Here is a 25,364-nt window from a genome sequence, read left to right as displayed (position 1 = left end):
CTCTATTTTACACTGTTCCATAAAAAGATACAAGGCTACTGTTCCATTTGTCTTCCTAAAAATCCCGCCGCTGTAATAGCAAGCTTGCTTTCGGTTTCTCCCATTTTTGCAGTTTCATTTTTCTCATATAAAACAACTGCTCCGATGGCATCTCCTTCACAGATAATCGTGCTGATTGCCTGGTCATGATAGTTACCGGTATCATCTAAGGTAATTCGTACAAATTTGCTGTCTCCCTGCTGTGCAAGAATATTTTTCCGGTCTTCGATCAGTTCCTCTAACTGCCTGCTGATTGGTTTTCCTTCGAATTCCTTCTTTCCGTTTCCTGCAGCCGCAATCACATGGTCCCTGTCGGTAATACATACCAGATGCCCGGTGCTCTGCGCAAGGCTCTCCGCATACTGTCCGGCAAACTGGCTCAGTTCTCCAATCGGTGAATATTTCTTAAGAATAATCTCACCTTCCCGGTCTGTAAAGATTTCCAGCGGGTCACCTTCCCGGATGCGCAGTGTCCTGCGGATTTCCTTTGGCACTACAACTCTCCCCAAATCATCTATTCTACGTACAATTCCTGTTGCTTTCATTAAAAATTCCTCCTGTTTCCTACATACTTTCCATTTTTGTGCTGTATGGGTAGTATGTGGAAAACAGGAGGAATTATGCAAGCCTTCCTCGTATTTACATTTTTAAATCACTGGTGTTTTTATTAGCCAAAATCAATCTTTTTTCATTTTTGGCTAATAGCTGCAACCAAACAGTACTGGCAGTGCAAACAAAATTAACGGCTTCATGATTTTTCCTTCCGGTTTAAGATTGTAAATGCAACAACACAGATGATTGCGGAAAGCAGGGAGCCTGCTGCCGTTGCCAGTCCCATTGGGAATAAGGTATCCGGGAATAAAGTCGAAGTCAGATAAACGCCCGGAATTCTTACCAGTGTAATTGCAATGATATTATGTAAAAATGAGATGCCGGATTTGCCGCAGGCACAGAAATATCCGCTGAAGCTGAAATGAATTCCTGCGAACATGCAATCCCAGACATATCCCCTTAAGTATTGACCTCCCAGACGTACCACTTCCGCTCCTGATGCATCCGATGCATCTGTAAATAACGCCACCACCGGACTGGCGAAGAACTGCATGAAGATTCCTACGATAATTCCAAAGCCCACTGTAATCATCACAGCATAGCGCAGTGTTTCATTGGCACGCTGCCTCTTTCCCGCTCCGATATTCTGTGCACCAAGTGCAGATACTGTTGATAACATGGAGGACGGAATCAGGAACAGGAAGCTTATTATCTTTTCCACGATTCCCACAGCCGCTGCATCATTTAATCCACGCTGGTTCGCAATGATGGTGATAATCATAAATGCCACCTGAATGAAACCGTCCTGCAATGCAATGGGAATACCGATTTTTAAAATCTGTCCCATTACATTTCGGTTCGGTCTGAAATCTTTTCTGCTAAAAGAGAATTCTTTCCGCTGTCTGATAATCATACACAGGGAAATAACTACACTGATTGCCTGGGCACAAGTGGTTCCAAGAGCTGCACCTGCCGGTCCAAGATGCAGGCCGCCGATAAATACATAATCCAAGACAATATTTGCCGCACATGCAATGGCAATAAAGTACATCGGACTCTTGCTGTCACCCATACCACGGAAAATTGCACTGATAATATTATATGCTGTAATAAAAGGAATCCCGATAAAGCAGATGGTAAGATAGGATATCGTTCCCATTATTGCTTCCTGCGGTGTAGACATTACTATTACAATTGGTTTTGTCAGCAAGAGCAGCACCGTCATCAGCACAAGGGCAACTCCCATAAATAGGATTACCGTGTTTCCAATTCCTTCTGCCACCCGTTTCTTATCTTTGCTTCCAATCGCCTGTCCGATGCTGACCGTTGTTCCCATGGCAAGTCCCACCAGCATAACTGTTATCATATGCATGACCTGTGAGCCAATGGATACCGCCGTAGTGCTGGCAACTCCTTCAAACTGCCCGATGATAAATAAATCTGCCATTCCATACAATGTCTGTAAAAAATAAGATAAAAGGTATGGCAGCGAAAATATAATTACATTTTTAAATACACTTCCTGTAGTAAGATTCCGTTCCACCATTTCATTCTGCTTCCTCTAAGCCAGCGCTGCGCCCAGATGACGGGTCAGCAAATCCACCAGCCATGCATGGTCTTCTGCTGACAGCTCGCTCTGCCTTACCAGAATCACCTGATTGGACAGATTTCTGATATAAATATAATTTTCATAGAATCCCCAGTCCTTATAGGCAGTCCACAGATTCACACCCTCCGCTATTTCTGATTTTATGCTGATGCTTTCTTCACTGAAAATATACTTGCGGTGGCCACTTACCAGTGCCTTCTGTGCATTTGCATAAAATCTCTTAAGTCTTGCTTTCTGCTGTACCTTTTTGCCGCCGCATGCAAAATATAGAAAAGCTGCCCATAGAATCATAAAAAGTGAACCCATTTCTGCCCTGCCAAGCATAAAGCTTAACATTCCGGACGGCAGACAGATTATGCACATAATCACAGAAGTAATCGTTACCACTTTTCTTCTCTTCCGGTATCCATCCGATTGCAAAGTTATTTCAAGTAGCGCATCCTGCTCTTCTTTTCCGATTTCAATTTCATATTCTAACATCTCTGTTCCCCCATTTTCTTTTCGTCTATTTTTTATTTATTTTCTTTCCATTCATTTCTCATTTACTGCTTTTCCCAGATGACGGGTCAGTAAATCAATCAGCCATGTCCTTTCTTCTGCCGACAATTTATCCTGTTTTACAAGAACATTTTCATTCGACAGATTCCTGATGCAGATGTAATTTCCATAGATTTCCCAATCCTTATAAAGTGTCCATGCAGTATTTCCTTCTGAAACTTCTGATTTTAAAAGAATTCCATCTTCACTGAAAGTATACTTCCGATAACCGGATTTTAGTTCTTTATCCATTGCTGTAACAGATTTCTTTAATACCGTCTTCTGCATCAGCTTGCTTCCTCCGCATATCATAAAAAGACTATATGCAGCCAGGAGTGAGCAAAGTACAACAAGCCTTGTATCGCTATTTGTTACTCTCCATATTATAATCAAAATACAAGCTACAATCAGAATTGAAAATTTTATTGCTTCCGCTTTTCTTTTCTTTCGATACTCCTTCGAATTCAAAGCGATTTCAAGCAGCGCGTCCCGCTCTTCTTTTCCGATTTCAATTTCACATTCCAACATCTCTGTTCCCCCATTTCTTTTTTCTAAAAACATTGTAATGAACACTGCTTATTCTGTCAAACACTATCGGTTGTTATCTTTGCTGTTCTGCTTTTGCACGAAACTCTGACTCCTTTTGAAATTCCGGGAGCACTGCTGATACTAATCGGCACGATACCGGCTTCTATAGAAAATGCCTCATAGACGCATAAAATGTCTATGAGGCATAATAACTTTACTCGGCAAATATCTGCTCAATTATTTTATCAAACTCTAATGTGTGATATCTTCTTTTTAATGAATCGAGATTGTAAAGTGCCTGACCATTTATCAGTCCATTACAAGTATCATTATCATCTCCTTTATTTTTTGCTACAGCTCCCGAAAATTCCAAATCATCTGTATCAGAAAGCCATAAGGATGTCAGAAATCCTTCACACTGAATTCCAGGCATTGTATATCCATACATTCTTTGTGGCATAGATAAACCGTGCTGCATTCCTAATGTTACAATTTTTCCCAATATAGCCAGTTTTTTATTTCTGCTATACTCTGCAATTCGCATTAAATCTGGTACGAATTCTACAAATTCATCGTCCACATAGCTACATCCCGGAATAACATCACACCCTGCCCAGCCAGTTGTTCCAAAATCATTCTTTCCAAGAAGTGTATTTTCATCAAACGGAATATCCCAAAGATAAGTCCATGATGCAAGAATCTGTGCTGCTGATTTTGCGCCATACAAATATCGTTCTTTTTTGGTAGTTTCATATGCCAACAACAATGTCCGCATATTATACATTACTCCAACAGCATCTATCTTTACAGACTTTTTATGCGTTGTATCATTTAATCCTCCCAGATATAAAACATCTTCTACATAATGTTCCATAATAAAATCAGCAGCTTTACACAATGCACTTCTATATTTCTCATTACCGGTGTATTCATGTACTAATGCTAATACTTCTCCCGGAAAAATTGTTCCTGACCCCTGCTCTATCACATTACTTCCAAACCATTCTTCCGGATATGTCATTGGAGTACCTTCCATCGTATATGCCCGATACCAGGAGCCATCTGTATTCTGAATTTCAATCATTTTATCACAAAATGCAACCACTACATCCAGCCAGTCTTTATGTAATGTTCCATTTTCCTTTTCCTCCAGAAAACAGAGCATTAAATAATACATAGCCTCCGTCATAGTCCGGCAATAATTTCCTTTTGTTCCTTTTAATTTTTCTGCAATTCCCATCATTGCACCTACGACCTGATTCCCCAGAAATTTTTCTAATTCTTTCCTGTTTTCCGAATACTGAAATGGCATTAATACGCCAGTCCACCAATAAACAAATTCTTCTTTTTCTACACTGTACATTGCATTCGGCAAACCACTTTCTGCAATACAGTGTTCCACAAAAAATTGTATTGTTTTTAATGCCCGTTCCCTATATTCTTCCTTTCCTGTTTCTTCTGCAGCCCGAAGCATTTCATAGCAAACCATAGTCTGATTTCCAGAAAATCCATATTCCAGTACATTCTGATTTCCATATTTTTCTCTTGGTGAGAAATGGCACACATAACCACAAGGATGATTTTTCTTTTCTGGAAAATCTCTAAAGCTATTGTGTAATAAGTCTCTTCTGTATGGTATTGTTTCTTCCAGACTAAATGGATGTCTGATATCATCATTAAGAATTCGTTCCATCTGAAATACGCTCGTCTTCCACGATGCTTCTGTCAGATTTTCAGCTTCTCCAAACTGCAGTATATATGAAACTTCCAATTCTTCTCCCTGTTTTATCTTTCGATATGCAGCCCACTCCGATCCATCTACATTTAAGCAAAATGAATTTCTCTCATAAAATGGATAATCACAACGTAACAAAAATTCTTCCATTCTATTTGCAGATGGTGCAATTCCCAGGGATCCAATATCTGTATTATGAACAAAATGCCTTTCTGCTATCTGTTTTCTGGTTATTGTAGTATCCACCTTTGGAATATCTGCCCGAATTAGTGAAATAAATTGCTTGTCATTTTTTGCAAATCCTGTCACTGACAAATTTGGATTTCTATCATCCTTATAATCCTGCTCAAAAGTTCCAAGATAATCATCCTGTCCATTCTGGTCTGTATCATTCTTATTATAAAAAGCACCCGGTATTACAAATTGATAATCGTCAAAATTTTTTGCATGTTTTGATTTACAATGGAATTCCGTAGATATCCGGATAGCAGTCTCTTTTTCTGCTGAAATACAGGCCACCTTTCTACTCAGTTTTATATTATTTGTATTTTGTTCCCACATATCAATAATATGAAATCTATTTTCTTTATTTACTTCTACGTCTGCTTCTGCAATATGAATGTTTTTTTCACTTCTTATAACATCATACTTTGCTTTCTTATTTCTTTCCTTTAAAATCTGAATCTGAACCGGCCACGGTACTTCTATTTTTATTCCGTCCCTTTCTATTAAAACTTCATTTTTTTCTAATCCTACCGGAAATTTAAGTTCCATCACATCATCCCTTCCTTTCCACTAATTCGATACAAATTTGATTTTTTCTACCTGCTATAAGCTTTTCTTCCAGTTCAGCCTGATGTAGCACAACAGAGGTACTATTTATCTGATTCTTCCATACTTCTCCATTTATGCTAAGTTCTCCCAACTGATATTCTCCATAATCCAAATATTTTCTGTTATAAAAAGAAACACATACTTCTTTTTCCGCAAATAATGTGTCTACTGTTAAAACTTCACCGGAATCATACTGCTCCTTTACTAGTTTTGGTTCAATTAATAAGTCTCCAAGCTTTCCCCTCACACCATATACCTGTGTCAGCATTAGAAAAATTGTCCAGCTTCCTGCACCAGTAACATAAGAATACATTCCCCTTCCTCTGCTACTGATATACTCCGGCACACCAGGATATATTTGTGCTATTTGTGTATTTGTAGAAAGTTCATAAATAGATTTTATAATCTGATAACCTTCCCTTACATACCCTCTGCTATATAACGCATAAGCATACATAGTTGTCATATGGCTAAACATGCCACCATTTTCTTTTTCTCCATAAATAAGTGCAAATCCTCTTCCAAAATTCCAGGTATTATCTCCCAATGGTAACGTCAGCCTGATTCCTCCGGTATTTTTATCCGGAAGATAATTATTTACAGCATGGATTGTTTTTTGAACCTGTTCATCCGTCGCCGCCCCTGACATAATAGAAAAGGTCTGGGCTGTCAATCCAAATCGCAATTTTCCATCTCCAAGAATTCCATCAACTGCATTTCCATCATTGTTATAATAACCATTAAAAAAGCCTTCTTTTGATGATAATTCAATCCATTCATTTTCTCGGACCTGCTGCAATAATTGTTTTCCTTTCCAGCGCAACATATCTTTTAATTCTAAAACCGGTATTTTTTTCTTTTTTCCGCTTATTCCAAATCTTATGTGTTCATAATATTTCTTTAATACTTCCACTTCTTTTTGGGTTTCCTTTTCCTTTAATCCCTCAAGCAGTATTTCCATTTCTTCAAATACAGAAATCGTTTTTCGGTCTTCTTTCTCTATTTGAATCTCAAGTAAATCTGCTATATCACATATATTTTTTCCATAAAAAGCCGTAAATGGTATTGTTTCCCCTTTATCCGGAGCCATATCCAACTGATCATTCCAATCTCCATCTTCAAGCTTTATATTCCCGTGTTCTCCAATATTTAAGCTGCAAATTAAATTTTCTAAAAGTAAATGCTCTAATATTGTTCCGGTATAACATTCACCATCCTTTGTCTTTTGACTATTTCCATCTTCTTTTTTCCAATTTGTGTCAATCCTTTTCGCTCTTTCAATTTGTGCATCTTTCCAGTAAGACACTTCTTCATCTAAAATAGAAATATCTCCAGTTTGATTCATATATAACAACAGTGTAAATAATGGCCAGACACCATGATCCATCCAAACTCTGGATATTTTGTTTCTGTCTGCCTGAAAATTGCCCTCACCGTCCAAAATAATAGTTGCATTACTTCCATCCAGTCTGACACCTTTCATGTTATGAACAAAAACACTTCGAACCCGCATTGGATTTTGTAATAATAATGTCAGATAATCCTGCCACAAATCTCTCCACCCGCGACCACCTCTTCCATAATCATGATATGGAAGAAATGAACAACCATATATTTTTCTTAAAACAGGCTGTATACTTACCCACCTTAACCAGCCATCAAACTTATCTGAATTGCCTTGAAATTTTATCTTGTCAGCTTCTCCATTCCAATGCTCTTCATTTTGTTTCCACGCAGCTTCAACCTTTTCTTTACTGTTATACTTTTCAAACTCCTTGTTAAAATTTTCTTTTTCAGTAATTCCAGCGCAGATAATATATTCTTTTTTCTCGCCTGGTGCTAACCGTACCTTTGCAAAACGCATTGCGCCAATGCATTCCATACCATCTTTCCGATATGTCATATCATGTTCTGGTATACTATTTTCTACTACTGTTCCAGGCCAGTCCAATGTTCCTCCCTTTCCAATAAACTCCTCTACTGTAGGGAACATTTCTACTGCTGCCTGCCCGCTTTCATCTGATCCATATACAAAATAACTTGTATCATTCGGTTCATGACCTCTTTCATCATGGTGTATCGTTGGCTTTACAACAATCCCGTTTTCTTCCAATGTTATCCTCTGCATCAGTGATGTTGCATGTCTATGATCTCTTAAATTATCTGCCGATCGTCCAAAAATAGGAAATGCCGCTGTTGGCACAAATTCCAGAATTTCTGACCCGTAATTTTCCAGAATAACCCTGTTAATTTCTACTACATCCTCATTTGCCGGACAAAACGTTGTAAAAATACAGTTTAATTTCAATTCAGGGATTGCATAATACAAGCTGTGATATAGCAAACCGCACTCTATTTTATTCCATTTTTCTTCATCTTTAAAGCAATGCTCCGCTCTCTGTCTTGCAGAATTTCCCACCACAGAAAATGCTCCCTGCTCTTTTGTATAAACCCAGAAATTTCTTCCAGAACGATTATTATGTAAGTCCTCTACTGAAACTGGCAGATACAAAAATTCATTTTGATTCTTTTTGGCATCTCCATTTAAGCAGGGTGTCACCGATGCTTTCATTCCAGCCTCATTGCATATAGGAAAGTATAATTGATTTACTTCCCGGGCATTTTCACAAACAAAAGTCCCTTTTTTGTCAATAAAATTCCACTTAAATCCGTGTTCCATTCTTTACTCCTTTTTCTTAACCCTTAACCGCTCCTGCCGTTAATCCTCCTACAATATATCTTTGGAAAATTAGTGCTAATACCATTGGTACAACTGTAGCCAGCAATCCTGCAGTCATCATCATTCCATAATCAATTCCATACTTTGTTCCAAACTCTGATACCGCAACCGTTAATGTCTTCGAAGTTTTTGATGTAGTAAAAATTAATGCATACAGAAATTCATCCCATGCCATAAGGAATGCAAGAACACCTACTGCAACATATCCCGGCAATGCTGTCGGCATAATAATTTTCCAAAACACCTGATTCCAACTACAACCATCTACCCGTCCTGCTTCTTCAAGTTCAAATGGAACCGATTTAAAATATCCGTTCAAGACCCAGATTACATAGGCAAGAACTGCATTTGTATTAATTAATATTAATGTTCCCAAATGATCCAGCAACCCCATCCGGCTAATCATGATATAATACGGTATTACCAATGCAATTGGTGGTAGCAGCTGAAAAAACATTACTCCAAATAACATTGGTTTTTTCATTCGAAAGCGTAATCTTGCAAACGCATAGGATGCCACTGCACCTAATACAAGACTAATTACTGTTGTTGTACCCGCAACAATGCAACTGTTTTTTATTGCCATTCGGAATACTTCAACTTGTTTTGTTGGATTTTTATCCCACAATAACATTTTGTATCGTTCCCAGGTAATTGATGTAGGCAGTATTTTGTCACTACTTAACAATTCATTTTCTGATATGATACTGGATATAAACATCCAGATAATTGGCAATAGCGTCCAAAGAACCAATAATATCACTGCCAAATATAATAATATCCTTCCTATTCTTCTCTTTACCGTTCGATTCATATCTTAATCCTCCGTTTTTCCTGCTTTCAGGTAAAGAAGGCTCAATAACAATATAACAACTGCTATAATTACGCATATTGCCGAACCTTTACCATAATGTAAGTAATCAAAGATTTCATGATACGCATAAAAGCTTACTACCTGTGTACTGTCATTTGGTCCACCTGACGTCAACGAATATACAATATCAAAAACTCGAATCGTCTGAATTGTACGCAAAACAAGAACCACTATATACATTGGCCTTAATGCAGGAAAATACACTACTTTAAATCTCTGCCATGCATTTGCCCCGTCTATAATTGATGCCTCCTTTACATCATTAGACACGGTCTGGAGTCCTGCAAGCAGCATAATGATAACAAGTGGAAGCATCTTCCATGTATCTGATAATATAATCATATTAATTGCAAGCTTACCACTTCCAAGCCAGACTATATTTTCATCTATCAAATGTAATTTTAATAATACTTTATTCAAAATTCCTGCGTTCGCATTAAAAATCCATTTCCACAAATTTGCATTTACAATCGTTGGCACTGCCCATGGAATCAGAATAATTCCACGCACAAAGCCTCTTCCCTTAAAATTTTGATTCAGCAATAATGCTGTAAGTGTTCCCAATATAATCTGAATTATCACTGATACAACTGAAAAATATAAAGTAATTTTTAAAGAATTCCAAAATGCATGGGTACTCATAACTTCTGCATAATTCTTTAATCCAACAAATTTCGTTGCAAGACTACCTGGATTTACATCATTTAAGCTGAACCACAATGTAAACAAAACAGGAAATAATCCTAATCCCATGATAATCAGCATGGCCGGAGTAATCATTCCATAAGCAGTTCTTGCTTGTGATATACTTGATTTATTCTTCCTCTTCATATTCTTACCCTCATATTAAAAATGGCAGGCAGTTTACCTACCTGCCATTCTCTATTTAATTCACAAAACTTTCTGATACTTCTTCTGCCTGATTTAGTGCATCCTCTATTGAAGTTGAACCTGACAGTGCTGCTGAAAATAATGGTTGTACTGTATTAGACCACTCACTATAATCAGCAAGCTGAGGTCTTGGATATGCTGTTGCAAACTGCGGATAAAACTTAGCCAGCTCTTCATGTTCAGCCACCAGATTCTCATCTTTATATAATGCATCAATTGTCGGCAGTACATTATAATTCTCATAAGCATATTTCTGAATATCCTCACTCGTAAATAACTCAATATATTTATATGCATACTCCGGATATTTTGAGGTAGATAATACTCCGAAGCCACCGCCACCAGTCACTGAAGCACTTTCTGCTTTATCAGTTCCAGGCATTAAACATACATCTACATTTCCTGCAACAGTAGAATTTTCCGGATTATTTGCATATCCATACACATAAGCCCAATTCATAACAAATGCTGTGTCTCCCGCCATGAACGGATCCAAACAATCTCTGTCCGTATAGGTAATTGATGCCGGATCTGCCCATCCATCCTGCATAGAATCATACATGAACTGTACTGCATTATTTGCACTTTCACTGTTAACGTCAAATGAACCGTCTTCTTTCTGCCACGTTCCACCAAAACTGTATATCATGGTTGTCAAATCGCAAATTAAACCTTCTGCCTGGGATGCTCCCCATGCAATACCATACTTGCAAATGCCTTTATCCATCATATCCTGAGACATTTCTTTTAATTCATCCCATGTTTTTGGTGGCTCCTCATATCCAGCATCCGCTAACATCTGCTTATTATAAAACATCCATTTTCCACCATTTGCAAACGGAATTGCTTCTGTTTTTCCATTATAAATCATCTGATTTAACGAACTCTCAATCAAACTGTTTTTTACATCTTCATCCATATATTCACTTAAGTCTATGGTTACTCCCTTACTTTCAAATTCTGCAACCCATGGAATATCTACATAGCAAACATCCGCATTGCCTCCACCGGTCCATGTTGTAGTAATTTTTTCGTGTGTACTATCATAGGACTGACAAATCAGATTTACTTTTACACCATACATTTCTTCGTACTTCTTTCCAGCATACTCATAAAGTCCTTCTTCGTCGGTTGTACAAATAACGCTAATGCTTTCCGGTTTATCTCCGGCTTCTGTTCCTGCTACTTTGTTATTTTCTGTTTCAGAGTTACCACAAGCTGTAATTGATACTGCCATTGTCATACACAAAAGTACTGCAACTAATCTCTTCATTCTTTTTCCTCCTTTTACACTAATACTTTTTTGTTCTTCTCCCCTGGCGCCTTTTACTTTATTCTCCTTGCTTTTTGTAGTTTTAATATAACGATTTTATATTCATGATTCAATTTCATTCTTGCTTTATTTTTGCACTATTTTGCGTGAGACATTTTTAATTAAAAAAAGACGAAATATACTAATCACATTTTGTATATTTCGTCTCCTTTATATACTACTATATTTTAAATTCTGGAATGATGATAACCCTCACAGTTTAATTCTTCATTTCCACTTATTTTACGGTATCTGCTTGGTCCCATAGAATATACTTCCTTAAACTTCCGGTTAAAATAGCTCAATCCTGAGAAACCAGATTCATATGCCACTTCACTGATGGGGAGTTTTGTGGAAAGCAATAATTTTTCTGCAGATTTTAATCGGATATGATTTAAATACTCTACAAATGTATAATCTGTTGCCTGTTTAAACACTCTGCAAAATGTATACATACTCATGCAACACAATTCTGCTACATTTTGTAACTCTATATGATTTTGATAATTTTCTTCTATGTAAGACAACGCAGGTCTGATTTTTTCCAAGGCTATCATAACTTCTGTCGCAGGTCTTCTGGCACAAATATAATCATTTCGCATAAAGTATACCATTAGTTCCATAATATACGCAGGTATCCGAATCTCATATCCCAAAATCTTCTTTTTATATTCTCCCTCTATTTTCCACATAATGGATTCTACTTTTTTACTTCTCAAATTAAAATGTCCAACTTTTCGAAACGGATCTAATAATATACTTGGAATGTGTTGATATTCCTTTGCCACAGAAAAATAGGGTAAAACAGGTTCCATTTGAAACTGTAACAACAATATTTTATGTCGCTTTGTAATTTTTTCCGTTTCATGTGGTTCTTCCCCAGAAATGACCGTGATGTCGCCTGGTCTTGAAATAATCTTCTCCCCACCAAATCTTACATATGCTTCACCCTCTAACTGGCACAAAATTTCCCATGAATGATGCCAGTGCATCGCACACCCCGCTAAAGTATAAATTCCTGCTGAGAACGGTAATTTTGCCTCTTCAATATAAAAAAGCTCCGAAGAGTGAAACTTATTTGCAGTTGATATGGGCTCTTTGATTTTTATAATTTCTTTCCTGTCTTCCATTTTCTCCTGTTAATCTCTCCCATCCAAGCTATAATTTTTTTGTCAAATCCACCAATTTTTCTACTCTGTAATCTGCCTGCTGCTCTAACTCTCTTAATTTTTCATTGGTTATGGCATCTTCCGGATGATACCAACAGGTTTTAAGTCCTGCAGCATGCCCTCCTGCAATATCTGCTGTCAGGGAATCACCTATCATCAGGCATTCTTCCGGTTCAATTCCAGGCAATTCTTCCATACATTTTTCAAAAAAACGAAGGCTCGGTTTCTCTACGCCAACCTTTTCCGAAACAAAGCAATGTGTAAAATATTTACGCATGCCGCCTCGTTCCAGGCGGTTTAGCTGCTGCTCATACGGTCCGTTGCTTGCTGCACAGAATATGTATTTTCCTGCTAAAGCTTCCAATGTTTCCAATGCACCGCTCACCGGCACTGCACTATTATGAAGATAGCTTCGGAACACATGCTCCATTGCCACACCATCGGCTTTTAATCCCAGCCGTTTTAATATAATCTGCCAGCGGACATAGGGAAGGTCTTCCCTTGATAATTCACCCTTTTCGATTTTGTCCCAGATAATATGATTTTCTTCCTGAAAAACATTAAACATTTCCGGTTTAAACTCCAGCCCCAAATCTGCAAATGCCTGTTTCATGGAATCTTCTGCTCCCGCATCAAAATCAAGCAGTGTATTATCAATATCCCAAAAAAGGACTTTTATATTCTGGATTTTATTCATCCTTTATTTCCTCATCATCCTAAGGTTTTATGCTATGCAAAATGCAATACATCTATCAACAGCAGCCAGACTAATCCATAATAGGTTACTACTGCTACCAGGTCATTAATTGTGGTAATCAATGGGCCGGATGCCACTGCCGGATCAATCTTAATCTTATGAAAAAGCATTGGAATCAATGTTCCCACAAGGCTTGATATTACCATTGCTATCATCAGTGCAAGACCCACGCATCCTGAAATAATAAACGCATGAATCACCGGATTATTCTTTAACAGCCAGACATATAATCCGATAAAGGAAAATGCCAGTATCCCCAGAAAAAGTCCGTTCATAAATCCAACACGCATTTCCTTTCCTACCAGATGACGCTTCTGTTTTGACGTAAGATTTTCATCTACCAGTACACGAATGGTTACAGCCAGCGACTGTGTTCCGACATTTCCTGCCATGTCAAGTATCAGCGACTGGAAACACATGACAATTGGAATTACGGCTACAACGGTCTCAAAAATTCCAACTACAGAAGATACGCCCATGCCAAGTACCAGCAAGATAATCAGCCATGGCAGACGTTTCTTCATACTCTCTATCAGCGTTTCCTGTAAATCTTCTTCGGCGGTCAGACCTGCTAACTTTGCGTAGTCATCACCCATCTCATCATCCACAACTTCTACGATATCCTGAGATGTGATAACACCTAAGATTTCATCATTTTCATCCAGTACCGGAATGGAGTCCTCTGCATAGTCCTTCATTCGCTCAATACATTCACTAATCTGTTCATGATCACGCAAATACGGATAGGATGTGCTGATGATATCTTCCAGTGCATTATTTTCACGAGCAATGATTAAGTCCTTTAAATCGATGGCTCCATAGAATTTGCCAGCTTCATCAGTAACATAAACTGTCAAAATGTTATCATTTTCTCCCGCCTGACGAATCAGCTCCCGCATAGCCTGCCGGATGGTAAGATCATTCTTAATCACAATGAAGTTCGTAGTCATCTTGCTACCAATTTCGTCATCCTCATAGGACTGAATCATCTTAATGTCATGACTGGATTCTTCATCCAGCAACTCTACCAGCTGTGCCTGCTTGGAATCATCCAGTTCGTCTAAGACATCTACCGCATCATCGGAGTCCATGTAGGAAATAACCCGTGCCGCTTTATCCAGATCCAATTCATTCAGATATAGATCCGGGTCATCAATATAAGTAAAGATTTCCGCAACCTGTTCCGCTCCCAGGATTGGGTACAATCTCTTTCGTTCTTCTTCATCCAGACGCACAAATGCATCCGCAATATCATTTTCATGATAATCGGATAATTTATCCCGCAATTCCTCATTACTCTTTGTACTGCGGATAATCTCTATTAACTCTTCTACATAATTCTGCTCTTTTAATTTCTCGTCCACTGCTTCTGCCTCCTTACATCATTTTCCTGCAGCAGCAGCACAGATGATACCCTCACAATTACAGGAAACACACAGCGCATTTCCAGCGTAAAAAGAGCAATTGTCCTGTCTGGATTCTTATCAGAAATCCATGGCCAATTGCGCCAAAATCATCTTCTGTCTGCTACCGCAGATACTACTTCGCCCAGTACTGTCGCAACTGTCCATGCATTTCACCTCCTGATTCATTCTCTTTTTCCATTCTAATCCTCGGAATGAATCAAGTCAAGATTTGCTTTGTCTGATATTTGTATAATCTTTGTAAAATATATATTTTTATTCTATTTCTTCCATAAATATTCCAGGCAATTGTGAATGAGGGATTGAGAAGAGTTGCCACAATAATATTACGTTGATTCGCAGTGGATTTTCTTTCGCTACGAAATACCACAGTTCTAAAATGCGGGGTTTTCTTTTGGTTATAAAAACAGTCTTTCCAATGTTTGTCAGAATCGCTGTACGGTTCGCCGAAGTACAGATGCCTGATAAGGGCTGTTAGGGGCACTTGGAATTTCGTCTGGCAACGGGCAACGCTGGTACAGGGATGTACCAGCGAGGTGCAATTGAACATGGATGTGAATTTGTGCCGGTTGCCAGATGAAATTATAATTATATCGAAATTCCCAGTGCCCCTTGCAGGCTTTATGTGGCATCTGCTCTCGACGGACAGTGCAGCGATTCTGACAAAGCAAGCGGAAAGACAGTTTACAAGCAAGAAAAACCCGCATTCTAAGAACTGTTGGCATTTCATATCGGATAAAGATAATCCTCTGTGAATCAACGTAATATTTTCCGTGCAAAATCTATCTCTCTTTCGCAATTGCCTGCTATATTTATCGAATATTTGTATAGTCTAAGAAAAAGCACATACAGCTTGCCCGCTCACTTCCTTCATTCCGGTAAATGTGCGGCTGGTCTGTTTCAAATTTGTAGACCTGACTCTTTTCCACCTTCTGGCTGTGGTCATGGCATTCTATGGTCAGCGCGCCGTCAATTACCGTAATATATTCTCTCGTCCGCTCGCCGTGGCTTCCACTGGTGTATACACCGCCCGGCTCTACGTCAATCCGGTAGATTTCTACGGACTGGGAGTCCTCAAATGGAAAGCAGGTAAAGACCTTATACTGTCCCTCCAGTTCCTTGGTTGGAATCATTTCTTCCGGCTTCACCAGACAGAAATCCACACGGGGAGCTTCAATCAAAGTCTGAAATTCAATCCGCAGTCCGCTTGTAATCTTTCCAAGCACACCCAATGATGGATTTGCCGTTCCCTTTTCAATCTGTGCCAGCATACTCTTACTTACACCGGTCTGCTCTGCCACCTGATCAAGACTCATCCCCTTGGACTGACGCAGTCTCTTTAAATTTTCCGATACATTGTGTGACAGGTAATCCATACATTTTCCTCGCTTTCCATTTGAAACTTCCACTTCAAATTTTTTACATCAAACTTTTCGCATCAAATTTTTATGATATTAACCGATGTTTTTGATAAAGATATCTGTTTTACAGTGCCTTGCGGTATAACATTTCTATATCACACTGACGGGATGACCGTGGGTTCACTGCAATATTGCCGCTCTTCATGGCATCTGTTGCCATTGCTTCTATTTTCTCTTCGATGGTCTCCCGGCTGATGCCTCCTGTTTTGCCTGCCTGATTGATGGCTTCCGTAAGATTTGCCGGAATTCCGATGGCTTTGCATAAGGAACGGATGGCATCCACTAACATCATCGGTTCAAATTCATCTTCATAGGCCGGAATTTCACTGATGTAGTTATAAATTTTATAATACCTTCCATGGTCAGCTAAGGCATTATACTCCGCTACTACCGGAAGCAATACTGCATTGGCAACTCCGTGTGGCACATCAAAAAATGCACTGACCGGATGGCTCATGGCATGTACATTTCCAAGTCTTGCAAAAGAAAATGCAATTCCAGCAAACAGTGAGCCTACCATCATTGCCTCTGCCGCCTCCACATCGGTGCGGTTTGCCACAAATCTCCGGATATTTTCTCCGATGAGCTCCATTGCTTTTTCTGCCATGGCATCGGAAAATGGAGAAGCCGCAGTTGAAATATACGCCTCTTCTGCATGGATAAATGCATCAATTCCGCAGGCTGCCGCCACACTGGCTGGTGCCGTTGTAATCAGGTCTGCGTCCAGAATAGCATATGCCGGCAGCAGTTCATAAGAAAATACCGTCAGTTTATAGTCTCTGCTGTGGTCAGTAATTACAGAAAATGCTGTTACCTCAGAACCGGTTCCTGCTGTAGTCGGTAGTGCCACCAATGGAATAATTTTGCCCGGCACTTTATGTGCCCCTTCGTATTCGGTAATGCTTCCACCGTATTTTGCTACTACACCGACTGCCTTTGCTACATCCATCGGAGAACCGCCGCCAAAAGCTACGATAAAGTCTGCCCCGGAAGCCTGAAATGCTTCTGTCGCTGCTTCCACGGTTGTAACGGAAGGATTTCCTTCGATATCCGTAAAGTCATCTACCAAAATTCCTTCGGCTCTTAAAGATTCTGCCGCTTTCTCCACCAGTCCCATCTTCTTAAGATGCGGTCCGGATATGATAAATGCATGCTTTCCACCCATTTTTTTTGCAATTTCCGGAAGTTTTGCCATAGAGCCTCTTCCTACGATAATATTCTGTGGTACTGAAAAATTAAATTCGTTCATAGCTTTTCCTCTCATTTTCTGTCGGTATTTTCAGAACTTACTACTCGACTTTTCTATATTCTGCTTTCTTCACTCTATACATTCCATTATCCTGCCATCCGCGCCAATACACGGTCGATTGCCACATCGATTACCTGATCCAGCTCCACATCATCTGCCTCCGGCATCAATGTTGCTGCATCTTCATCTGAAATAAGCTGTACCAGACTGCCAAAGGACTCTTTGTATTTCTTTTTACAGATTACAAAGAATACAACTCCAAGCAAGCTCCAGGCTCCAACCATCAACCACTCCGGAAGAATCAAGCTGCCGCCGGTTCCCGGAATGCAGTACATGCATACCATAAATCCTGACATTAAGACCGCCATTACACCCACAAATTTATAACCAGGCACTTTATACGGACGAGGCATATCCGGTTCTTTCTTTCTTAAAATCAGAAATGAAATGGATACCATACAATAGGCAAGACAGCATCCAAAGTTACCTGCATCACAAATCCATACCATCATGACACGTCCCGCAAACGGTGCTAACATCGTAAGAATTCCCATCAGGATTAATGCATTTAACGGGGTCTTATGCTTTGGATGAAGTTTTGCAAAAGTTCTTGGAATCATATAGGATTCTGCCATGGAATATAAAGCACGGGAACCACCAATCATAAAGGAATTCCAGGAAGTAATGATTCCGCACATTCCACCAACAATAATTACTTTTGCCATGACCGATGTTTTAAACGCTACTGCCATGGCATCTGCGGTTACAAGACCGGTTCCTGTCTGTGATGCTGCAATGGCATCCGGCTTTAATACCAGACCTACTGCAATGATAACCAGCGAGTAAAACAGCACTGCCAGTACAACAGATAATATCAGCATTTTTCCAATTTTCTTCGGTGGAACATTGATTTCCTCTGCCGCCTGTGGGATAACATCAAATCCGATAAAATAAAATGGAGATAACACCGCAACACTGAGTACTGCCTTGATTCCACCTCCGGTTGATGTGCCGGCAAACATCTGTCCGTTAAGATTATCCACACTTCCATTGATGACGGATGCGACAATCAACAAAATCCCTGCTCCACCAATGATAATAGTAAGAATGGTCTGTAAAATAGCTGCTGTTTTGGCTCCAAAAATGTTTATTATCATAATTAAAAATGCAACGATAATTGCTACAATCAGCCAGGAAGCATAGATATCAAATCCAGCTACCGTATAAAGATATCCCTTTAAAAATCCCGGCCAGAGATAGGTCAGAATCGTTGGAAATGCACATGCTTCAAAGCAGGTAACTCCGACATATCCCAGAACGATTGCCCATGTACAGATAAAGGAACCATTTGAGCCCATTGCACGGTAACTGAACACATGCTCACCACCGCACTGTGGCATGGCTGCTGTAAGTTCTGCATAAGTCAATCCCACAAAGAATATCATGATTCCACCAAGAACAAATCCGAGAGCTGCTCCAAGAACTCCGCCTTTCTGAATCCAGCCACCGGAGGATACGACCCAGCCCCATCCAATCATGGCACCAAATGCAATGACAAGAATATCCCAGGCATTAAATACTTTATTGAATTCTGTTTTCTTCTGTTCCATATTTACTACCTCCTATTCCTGAAATACTTTTCCGGCTACTTCTTCAATCAACTGTGCAGTTCCATCCACACCCAGTAAATCACTGTTAATCAGCATATCCCTGTTATGTCTGTCTCCACGATTGCTTCCGGTCAGTGCCATATGTCTTTTGTGATAACGTTTATCTTTTTCCACAATCAGCAATTTTGCATCATCTGCCGAAAGATTGTGGCTTTCCATTACATTCTTTATCCGGATTTCGTCCGGTGCATAAATGAAAATGCGTAATATTGGTTTCTGTTCTTTTAAAATATAATCAGCAGAACGTCCTATAATCACACAGGACTCTCTTGCTGCGAGTTTTCGAATAATTGTTTTCTGGACGTGAATTGCACGTTCTGTCAAATCAGCGTATTTGGAGAAAGAGCCCCTGACATCGCCTTCTGCTCCTTTACCGGCAATGGTCACTCCTTCTTCTACCTTTTCCATAATATCTTTGGGAATTCCTACTTCTTTGATAATCTCATCTACCGTTTCACGGTCATAAAACTTGATGCCCAAATCCTGTGCAACCTTTTTCCCAATCTGATTTCCTTTTGCGCCATATTCGCATCCTATTGTAATAACAAGATGTTCCATTTTGCTTCCCTTCCTTAATGTATATACATGCGTTTTTTCTCATCTGCAGAACCTGCCACTGACAGCTTCGTATGGATGCCTGACAACTATCTGCATAAAAAAGACGAGGGCGCACTTATTTTCTGTGACATCCTCGTCTTTTCTATTTCTTATTTTTATCTTTCTGTTATTCTTCCGGTGCCCGGTTTGAAGGACACGGATTCCTAAATTTCTTACTTTTCCAGTGATTTTACCGTTTCTTCAATGATTGCATATGCCTTGTCGCATTCTTCTGCGGATACGATAAGTGGCGGCACCATACGAATGACATGTGCACCAATGGCTGTAATCAGAAGCTTTCTGTCTAAGCAGCCATGTTTTACATCTACACCGGAAATGGTATCATCAAATTCCACGCCAACTAATAAGCCCTGATGTCTTACTTCTTTTACATGTGGTAATTTTTCTAATTTTGCTGAGAAATAATCTCCCATCTTCTTTGCATTTCCAGCTAAGTCATTGTCTAATAGCTCTCCTACCTCAGCTAAGGCTGCGGCACAGCTGATTGGATGTCCACCAAAGGTTGTTCCGTGGGAACCAGGTGTAAATGCTTTGGCAACCTCTTCTGTTGCACAGATTGCACCGATTGGCATTCCACCACCAAGACCTTTTGCCATAGATACGATATCCGGTTTTACGCCGTAATTCATATAAGACATTACTGCACCGGTTCTGCACCATCCGGTCTGTACCTCATCTAATAATAAGAGCATTCCTTTCTCATCACAGAACTCTCTTAAGCCTTTCATGAATTCCATGGTTGCCGGATGTACTCCGCCTTCACCCTGTACCGGCTCAATCATAATTGCGATTGTATTTTCGGTACATGCATTTTTAAATGCCTCCAGGTCATTGTATGGTGCATAGGAGAATCCGTAAGTCATTGGTCCGAATCCTACCTGGCATCCATTTCCCGGCTGACCGGTTGCTGACATTGCTCCAAATGTTCTTCCATGGAATCCCATTTTTGCAGTTACGATATGATATTTATTTGGACCATATTTTTCAATTCCATATTTACGGGCCATTTTAATCATTGCTTCGTTTGCTTCTGTTCCGGAGTTCTGATAGAAAATTTTATCCATGCCAAGAGTCTTACAAACTTTTTCTGCTAACAGTGCCTGTGGAATGGTATATGGATAGTTGAAGGTATGCATGATATCGTCTACCTGGTCTTTTACTGCTGCAACAACTTTCGGGTTGCGGTTTCCTGCATTGTTAACTGCTATTCCTGCATAGAAGTCAAGATATGGTGTTCCTTTTTCATCATATAAATACATTCCTTCTGCTGTCTCTGCCAGGAAATCGAAACGCTCATATGTTTCAATCATATATTTATTTACTTTATCCTTAATGTCCTGTACGCTTAATCCTGTGTCTTTTAATTTCATAATCGAATCCTCCTTGACATATTCTTTACTCTTTTTTGTTTTCTCTTTAAACCGGTTTGTTTTGTTCAATCGACGGAACAATGAATGTGCCTCGGCACATTCTCGCGCCTGCGTCGGTCGCTTGCGACATCTACCTTATACGCCACAGTGCGCATCCTCGCGGAGCGTTTTTTACTTTACAGGAAAGCAATTTCCTGTAAAGTAAAAAAGGCACTTACCGATTGGTAAGCGCCTTCGCTTTTGTTTGTCTATTATTTTGAACAGTTATACAATATCACGTCTTTTTTGCTCTGTCAATATTTTTTTACAAAAAGTTGTATTTTCCTATTTTTTCTGCTTTTTTCAGTCTGTTCGTTAGAATTAATAGAATATATTGTGTTACTTTGTGTATTATATTGTACATTTGTATTATTCATTCGTACACTATAGTATCGTTTTGTCTTTATACACTCTCTACTCCGATATATGCATCAATTCTTTCCCGACGCAAATGCTCTCCGATTACAATAATGACTTCCTGACCTTCCTGAATCGGTTCCATCCGCACTCCGTTGTGGGTAGCATTGAGTTGTATCCAGGAATTATCTTCTGCTTTTATAAATCCCTTAATCCGAAATACTGCTCCGCAGGAGCTGTCTTCTAAGATTTCTTTTGCGACCTTCTGCAATTTTTCTGCCGTCATAGGTACATTCATAAAATACTGTGACTCAAAGCCGGAGTGTTCCTCCAGATCCATTTTCTCATAATTTTCCATTACATAGCCACTGCTCATAATCCGATGCAAATCTTCCGAAGTAAGCTGCGGTGTACTCTTACGCAGAATCTCTTTTCCCAGTCTTCTCTTACAGTGAATCTTCTCCAAGGCTTCGTTGATGTGTGCAACCGTTGCATCCATTTCTTCTGCTGTAGCTTCATCAGCATGGCTTAATAGAATGCAGCCTGCATCTGCCACCTCTGATGCCAGAATAAAATCTGCCTCATCAGACAGCTCTTTTTCCAGCTTGGCATCTACGATTGCAATTACATTTCCAATCTCATACCACTGATCCAGCGGTTCTTCCCGCAATGCATCAAAGAATTCGTCCACATCAAAAATTCCGGATGGCTCCACCAGCACCCTGTCATATCCGCACATGCCCATGGCGATTAGCTTTGTCTTAAAACGTCTTCTGTGGCAGTCCTTATCACAGCCTCCGGCTACCATTTCCAGCTCACAGTTATCTCCCATCAAATCCTGCAGCAGCATCATGTCCACATTTACTGCGCCATAGTCATTCTCCAAGATTCCAATATTCATGCCCTGTTTCATCAGATACCGGGCATATTTTCTTATAAATGTTGTTTTACCGGAACCTAAAAAGCCGGTAATTAAGTCGATTTTTACCATGTTTGTCTTCCTCCTTCTCAGACATCCCGCTCCAGCCGCCGCAAGAGCTCCTGGTATGCCTCCATTACTTTATCATGATGACTTCGGATATAATCCGTATCCGGAATGTCATGATTCTTGATGGCATACTCTAATCCCTTAAACTGTTCGGACAACTCCATGGCACCGATATTTGCGGACGTATTTTTCAGTCCATGCACATGAATCTGATACTGCACCCAGTCTTTTTCTTCATAATCCTGCTGCAGGGTATCCACCATCTCATCTTTCAGATAAACTTTTAATATCTTAAAATAAAAATCTTCGTCTTCCATGCATACGGACATTCCCTGCTCGGTGTCAAGGTATGGAAAACGCTCCTGCAATAATTTCTTATTTTCTTCTGCTCCACCGTCAGAATTTTTCTTTTCCACTGCCTCTGTCTGCTTATCCGCCAGAAAACGTTCCAGTATCTTCCACATCTTCTCTTCGAAAATCGGTTTGGAAATATAACCTGCAAATCCATGCTGCAGATACATTTCTTTTGCTCCTTTTACCGCATTGGCTGTCATGGCAATTACCGGTGTAGTTTTATTCTGATGATTCATTCGCTTCATTTCCTCAAATGTGGCAATGCCATCCATATCCGGCATCATCTGATCCATGAAAATAAGATCATAGTGCTGCTCTTTCATCAGAGTCAGCCCTTCTTCTCCACTGCCTGCCACATCCACGATTGCACCAGTCTGCAGCAGCATCTCTTTTGCCACAATGCGGTTCATTTCCATATCGTCTACTACAAGAATATGCGCGCCGGCAAACTGGGGTACCGGCATCATAGCACCGACAGAAAGCTCATAGTTTTCGAAAATCTGCTTCATATCACCAATGCCATCTTCGCAGATGACCTTCTGCGGTATGATTGCCGTAAATGTTGAGCCTTCACCATACTGGCTTTCTACCTGTACTTCTCCGTGCATCATATCTACCAGACGTTTCGTCAGGCTCAGTCCCAGTCCGGTTCCTTCGATATTGCGGTTTTTATGCTCTTCTAATCTTGTAAAATTCTGGAAAAGATTCTCCATATCTTTCTTCCGGATTCCCATTCCACTGTCCTTTACATCGATACGCAGATTAATATTTTCCTCATCTATCCTGCTATAAGAAATTTTTAAAATTACATGACCACGCTTGGTATATTTTACCGCATTGGACAGAAAATTATTTACAATCTGGCGGATGCGGACATCATCTCCATATAAAATGGATGGAAGATTCTCATCAATTTCCATATACAGATCAAGATTCTTTTTCTTGCAGTTAGAGGCAACTATCGTATAGCAGTCATTGATGAGGGATGCCAGCTCATAACCCTCGCAAAGCAGCTCCATCTTTCCGGATTCAATTTTGGAAATGTCCAAAATGTCATTTACAATGGCAAGCAGAGTTCTGCTGGCCCGCTGCATATTTCCTGCATACTCTGCAATCTTCTCCCTTGGCAGCGTATCAATCTGCCGGAGCAGGAGACTGTTCATTCCCATAATACCGTTGATTGGCGTACGGATTTCATGGGACATATTCGTAAGGAAATCGGTCTTCGCCCGGTCTGACACCCGGAGCCGCTCTAAAAGTTCTTCTTCGTAAGTAATATCCACCAGCGTTACGATAGTATTCTGCATCTCGCCATATTCATCGCAGACCATCGAAGAAGTTACCGATAAAATCTGATTGCCCTGCAGGCATTTCACCTTGCAGTGCTCTAATTTTCCCTGATAAAGCTGTTCTGCAAATTCTTCCTTATTGCACTCGCAGGTTACCAGTTCTTCAAAAGGCTGTTCCACATCTGCACCAAACAACACTTCTGCATTTGTATTATGTAAAATATGTGTTCTCTGATAATCATATACCATCACACCATAGTCAATCTGATTAAACAGATAATCTGAAACTGTTAATTTTGATATTCCAAAAGTATCATACCGGATACTAAAAAATACAGTCATTAAAAATGAAACTGTTACACCATAAACCGAACTGGGATAAGATTTAATTCCATAAAATGGCAACACCGTATCCGGAATTGCAGAAAGAAGCATAATTGTATTTCCCAGAATGATATATGCCACATATTTTCTCTGACTTTTACGCATAATTTTCTTCGACCAATATAGTACAATATAGATGCAGCACAAAAAGCAAAGCATAATATACAGCCAGTGGTAAAACACGCTGCCATGAAATTCTGTGGTAAAGCAGGTTCTTCCATTGACCCTGTAAAAATGGCGGATCCGCATACTTCCAAAAGAAACACCATCCACCAGAGATGTCAGTATTCCTAATCCAACCATCAGACCATATCCCTTTATTTTTACACCAGTCAGACACGCCACATAAATTACAATCGCAATGACATATAAATTAAAGCCCACAATTGTCATGCAAAAGAAATTCTGTGCCAATCTGTCATCTGTACAATTTCCATACAATGCTGAACCCAGTGCCCAGATTCCTCCTCCTATTCCCAGAAGCAGGATACAAATCCGCCCCTTGTTTTTCGTATTATTAATAAAAAAGTAAAAGATGCCAACGCCAATACATATAGTTGCACATGCCACCAAAAGCACTGTTGTAATCATTCCTGCTTCCATCAATTTTTCTCCCGAGTTGTT

The 25,364-nt window shown here is 39.7% G+C and carries 19 protein-coding genes; all 19 read right to left on the bottom strand.

Annotated elements, in window-relative coordinates; translation table 11 throughout:
* Window positions 1-35 precede the first annotated feature (35 nt).
* Entirely contained in the window at window positions 36-584 is a 549-nt protein-coding gene (gene spoVT / locus DWY37_RS06710; protein ID WP_022243657.1) for a stage V sporulation protein T, read from the bottom strand.
* 203 nt (window positions 585-787) lie between these two features.
* Complete coding sequence (locus DWY37_RS06705) at window positions 788-2,137, bottom strand: MATE family efflux transporter (protein WP_330417565.1); 1,350 nt, start codon at window positions 2,135-2,137, stop codon at window positions 788-790.
* A 15-nt stretch (window positions 2,138-2,152) separates the two neighbouring features.
* Window positions 2,153-2,680 (bottom strand): hypothetical protein, encoded by a 528-nt coding sequence (locus tag DWY37_RS06700; protein ID WP_118541196.1) that lies wholly within the window; start codon window positions 2,678-2,680, stop codon window positions 2,153-2,155.
* A gap of 51 nt (window positions 2,681-2,731) precedes the next feature.
* Complete coding sequence (locus DWY37_RS06695) at window positions 2,732-3,298, bottom strand: hypothetical protein (RefSeq protein WP_117697207.1); 567 nt, start codon at window positions 3,296-3,298, stop codon at window positions 2,732-2,734.
* A gap of 181 nt (window positions 3,299-3,479) precedes the next feature.
* Entirely contained in the window at window positions 3,480-5,774 is a 2,295-nt protein-coding gene (locus DWY37_RS06690; RefSeq protein WP_147403584.1) for a hypothetical protein, read from the bottom strand.
* A 4-nt stretch (window positions 5,775-5,778) separates the two neighbouring features.
* A complete protein-coding gene (locus tag DWY37_RS06685) occupies window positions 5,779-8,406 on the bottom strand; it encodes a GH36-type glycosyl hydrolase domain-containing protein (RefSeq protein WP_158575658.1) in 2,628 nt (875 codons plus the stop codon).
* Window positions 8,407-8,530: 124 nt separating this feature from the next.
* Complete coding sequence (locus DWY37_RS06680; protein ID WP_022243665.1) at window positions 8,531-9,388, bottom strand: carbohydrate ABC transporter permease; 858 nt, start codon at window positions 9,386-9,388, stop codon at window positions 8,531-8,533.
* Between the two features lie 3 nt (window positions 9,389-9,391).
* Window positions 9,392-10,279: a carbohydrate ABC transporter permease gene (locus tag DWY37_RS06675; RefSeq protein WP_117697215.1), complete on the bottom strand. Its 888-nt coding sequence runs from the start codon at window positions 10,277-10,279 to the stop codon at window positions 9,392-9,394.
* 55 nt (window positions 10,280-10,334) lie between these two features.
* Complete coding sequence (locus DWY37_RS06670; protein WP_118541202.1) at window positions 10,335-11,612, bottom strand: ABC transporter substrate-binding protein; 1,278 nt, start codon at window positions 11,610-11,612, stop codon at window positions 10,335-10,337.
* A gap of 227 nt (window positions 11,613-11,839) precedes the next feature.
* Complete coding sequence (locus DWY37_RS06665; RefSeq protein ID WP_117697219.1) at window positions 11,840-12,781, bottom strand: helix-turn-helix domain-containing protein; 942 nt, start codon at window positions 12,779-12,781, stop codon at window positions 11,840-11,842.
* Window positions 12,782-12,809: 28 nt separating this feature from the next.
* The gene (locus DWY37_RS06660; protein ID WP_022243669.1) at window positions 12,810-13,517 is read right to left on the bottom strand and encodes a YjjG family noncanonical pyrimidine nucleotidase; all 708 of its coding nucleotides are present in this window, start codon (window positions 13,515-13,517) and stop codon (window positions 12,810-12,812) included.
* A 32-nt stretch (window positions 13,518-13,549) separates the two neighbouring features.
* Window positions 13,550-14,941 (bottom strand): magnesium transporter, encoded by a 1,392-nt coding sequence (gene mgtE / locus DWY37_RS06655; protein ID WP_117697221.1) that lies wholly within the window; start codon window positions 14,939-14,941, stop codon window positions 13,550-13,552.
* 872 nt (window positions 14,942-15,813) lie between these two features.
* Entirely contained in the window at window positions 15,814-16,377 is a 564-nt protein-coding gene (locus DWY37_RS06645) for a helix-turn-helix domain-containing protein (RefSeq protein ID WP_022243671.1), read from the bottom strand.
* Window positions 16,378-16,486: 109 nt separating this feature from the next.
* Window positions 16,487-17,671, bottom strand: a complete 1,185-nt coding sequence (locus DWY37_RS06640) for an iron-containing alcohol dehydrogenase (protein WP_118541204.1) — start codon at window positions 17,669-17,671, stop codon at window positions 16,487-16,489.
* Between the two features lie 86 nt (window positions 17,672-17,757).
* On the bottom strand, window positions 17,758-19,281 hold the full coding sequence (locus DWY37_RS06635) for an APC family permease (RefSeq protein WP_118544408.1): 1,524 nt from the start codon (window positions 19,279-19,281) through the stop codon (window positions 17,758-17,760).
* Between the two features lie 12 nt (window positions 19,282-19,293).
* A complete protein-coding gene (locus DWY37_RS06630; protein ID WP_022243674.1) occupies window positions 19,294-19,899 on the bottom strand; it encodes a cytidylate kinase-like family protein in 606 nt (201 codons plus the stop codon).
* A 212-nt stretch (window positions 19,900-20,111) separates the two neighbouring features.
* Window positions 20,112-21,329, bottom strand: coding sequence for an aspartate aminotransferase family protein (locus tag DWY37_RS06625; RefSeq protein ID WP_118541206.1), 1,218 nt, complete (start codon window positions 21,327-21,329; stop codon window positions 20,112-20,114).
* Window positions 21,330-21,771: 442 nt separating this feature from the next.
* Complete coding sequence (locus DWY37_RS06620) at window positions 21,772-22,716, bottom strand: GTP-binding protein (RefSeq protein ID WP_118541208.1); 945 nt, start codon at window positions 22,714-22,716, stop codon at window positions 21,772-21,774.
* Between the two features lie 17 nt (window positions 22,717-22,733).
* Window positions 22,734-25,343 (bottom strand): ATP-binding protein, encoded by a 2,610-nt coding sequence (locus DWY37_RS06615; RefSeq protein ID WP_118541210.1) that lies wholly within the window; start codon window positions 25,341-25,343, stop codon window positions 22,734-22,736.
* Window positions 25,344-25,364: the final 21 nt, after the last annotated feature.

Origin of the sequence: Roseburia sp. AF25-13LB (genome assembly GCF_003478915.1) — a bacterium.
In the GTDB taxonomy this organism is placed as follows: Bacteria; Bacillota; Clostridia; order Lachnospirales; family Lachnospiraceae; genus Roseburia_C; species Roseburia_C amylophila.
The sequence above is the reverse complement of the archived record's forward strand: the minus strand, read 5'-3'. Positions and strand labels throughout refer to the sequence as shown.

Excerpts from the sequence above, each read along its gene's own strand:
- spoVT (WP_022243657.1), bottom strand. The coding sequence starts at position 584 with ATGAAAGCAACAGGAATTGTACGTAGAATAGATGATTTGGGGAGAGTT.
- DWY37_RS06705 (WP_330417565.1), bottom strand. The coding sequence starts at position 2,137 with ATGGTGGAACGGAATCTTACTACAGGAAGTGTATTTAAAAATGTAATT.
- DWY37_RS06700 (WP_118541196.1), bottom strand. The coding sequence starts at position 2,680 with ATGTTAGAATATGAAATTGAAATCGGAAAAGAAGAGCAGGATGCGCTA.
- DWY37_RS06695 (WP_117697207.1), bottom strand. The coding sequence starts at position 3,298 with ATGTTTTTAGAAAAAAGAAATGGGGGAACAGAGATGTTGGAATGTGAA.
- DWY37_RS06690 (WP_147403584.1), bottom strand. The coding sequence starts at position 5,774 with ATGGAACTTAAATTTCCGGTAGGATTAGAAAAAAATGAAGTTTTAATA.
- DWY37_RS06685 (WP_158575658.1), bottom strand. The coding sequence starts at position 8,406 with ATGAAAGCATCGGTGACACCCTGCTTAAATGGAGATGCCAAAAAGAAT.
- DWY37_RS06680 (WP_022243665.1), bottom strand. The coding sequence starts at position 9,388 with ATGAATCGAACGGTAAAGAGAAGAATAGGAAGGATATTATTATATTTG.
- DWY37_RS06675 (WP_117697215.1), bottom strand. The coding sequence starts at position 10,279 with ATGAAGAGGAAGAATAAATCAAGTATATCACAAGCAAGAACTGCTTAT.
- DWY37_RS06670 (WP_118541202.1), bottom strand. The coding sequence starts at position 11,612 with ATGAAGAGATTAGTTGCAGTACTTTTGTGTATGACAATGGCAGTATCA.
- DWY37_RS06665 (WP_117697219.1), bottom strand. The coding sequence starts at position 12,781 with ATGGAAGACAGGAAAGAAATTATAAAAATCAAAGAGCCCATATCAACT.
- DWY37_RS06660 (WP_022243669.1), bottom strand. The coding sequence starts at position 13,517 with ATGAATAAAATCCAGAATATAAAAGTCCTTTTTTGGGATATTGATAAT.
- DWY37_RS06645 (WP_022243671.1), bottom strand. The coding sequence starts at position 16,377 with ATGGATTACCTGTCACACAATGTATCGGAAAATTTAAAGAGACTGCGT.
- DWY37_RS06640 (WP_118541204.1), bottom strand. The coding sequence starts at position 17,671 with ATGAACGAATTTAATTTTTCAGTACCACAGAATATTATCGTAGGAAGA.
- DWY37_RS06635 (WP_118544408.1), bottom strand. The coding sequence starts at position 19,281 with ATGGAACAGAAGAAAACAGAATTCAATAAAGTATTTAATGCCTGGGAT.
- DWY37_RS06630 (WP_022243674.1), bottom strand. The coding sequence starts at position 19,899 with ATGGAACATCTTGTTATTACAATAGGATGCGAATATGGCGCAAAAGGA.
- DWY37_RS06625 (WP_118541206.1), bottom strand. The coding sequence starts at position 21,329 with ATGAAATTAAAAGACACAGGATTAAGCGTACAGGACATTAAGGATAAA.
- DWY37_RS06620 (WP_118541208.1), bottom strand. The coding sequence starts at position 22,716 with ATGGTAAAAATCGACTTAATTACCGGCTTTTTAGGTTCCGGTAAAACA.
- DWY37_RS06615 (WP_118541210.1), bottom strand. The coding sequence starts at position 25,343 with ATGGAAGCAGGAATGATTACAACAGTGCTTTTGGTGGCATGTGCAACT.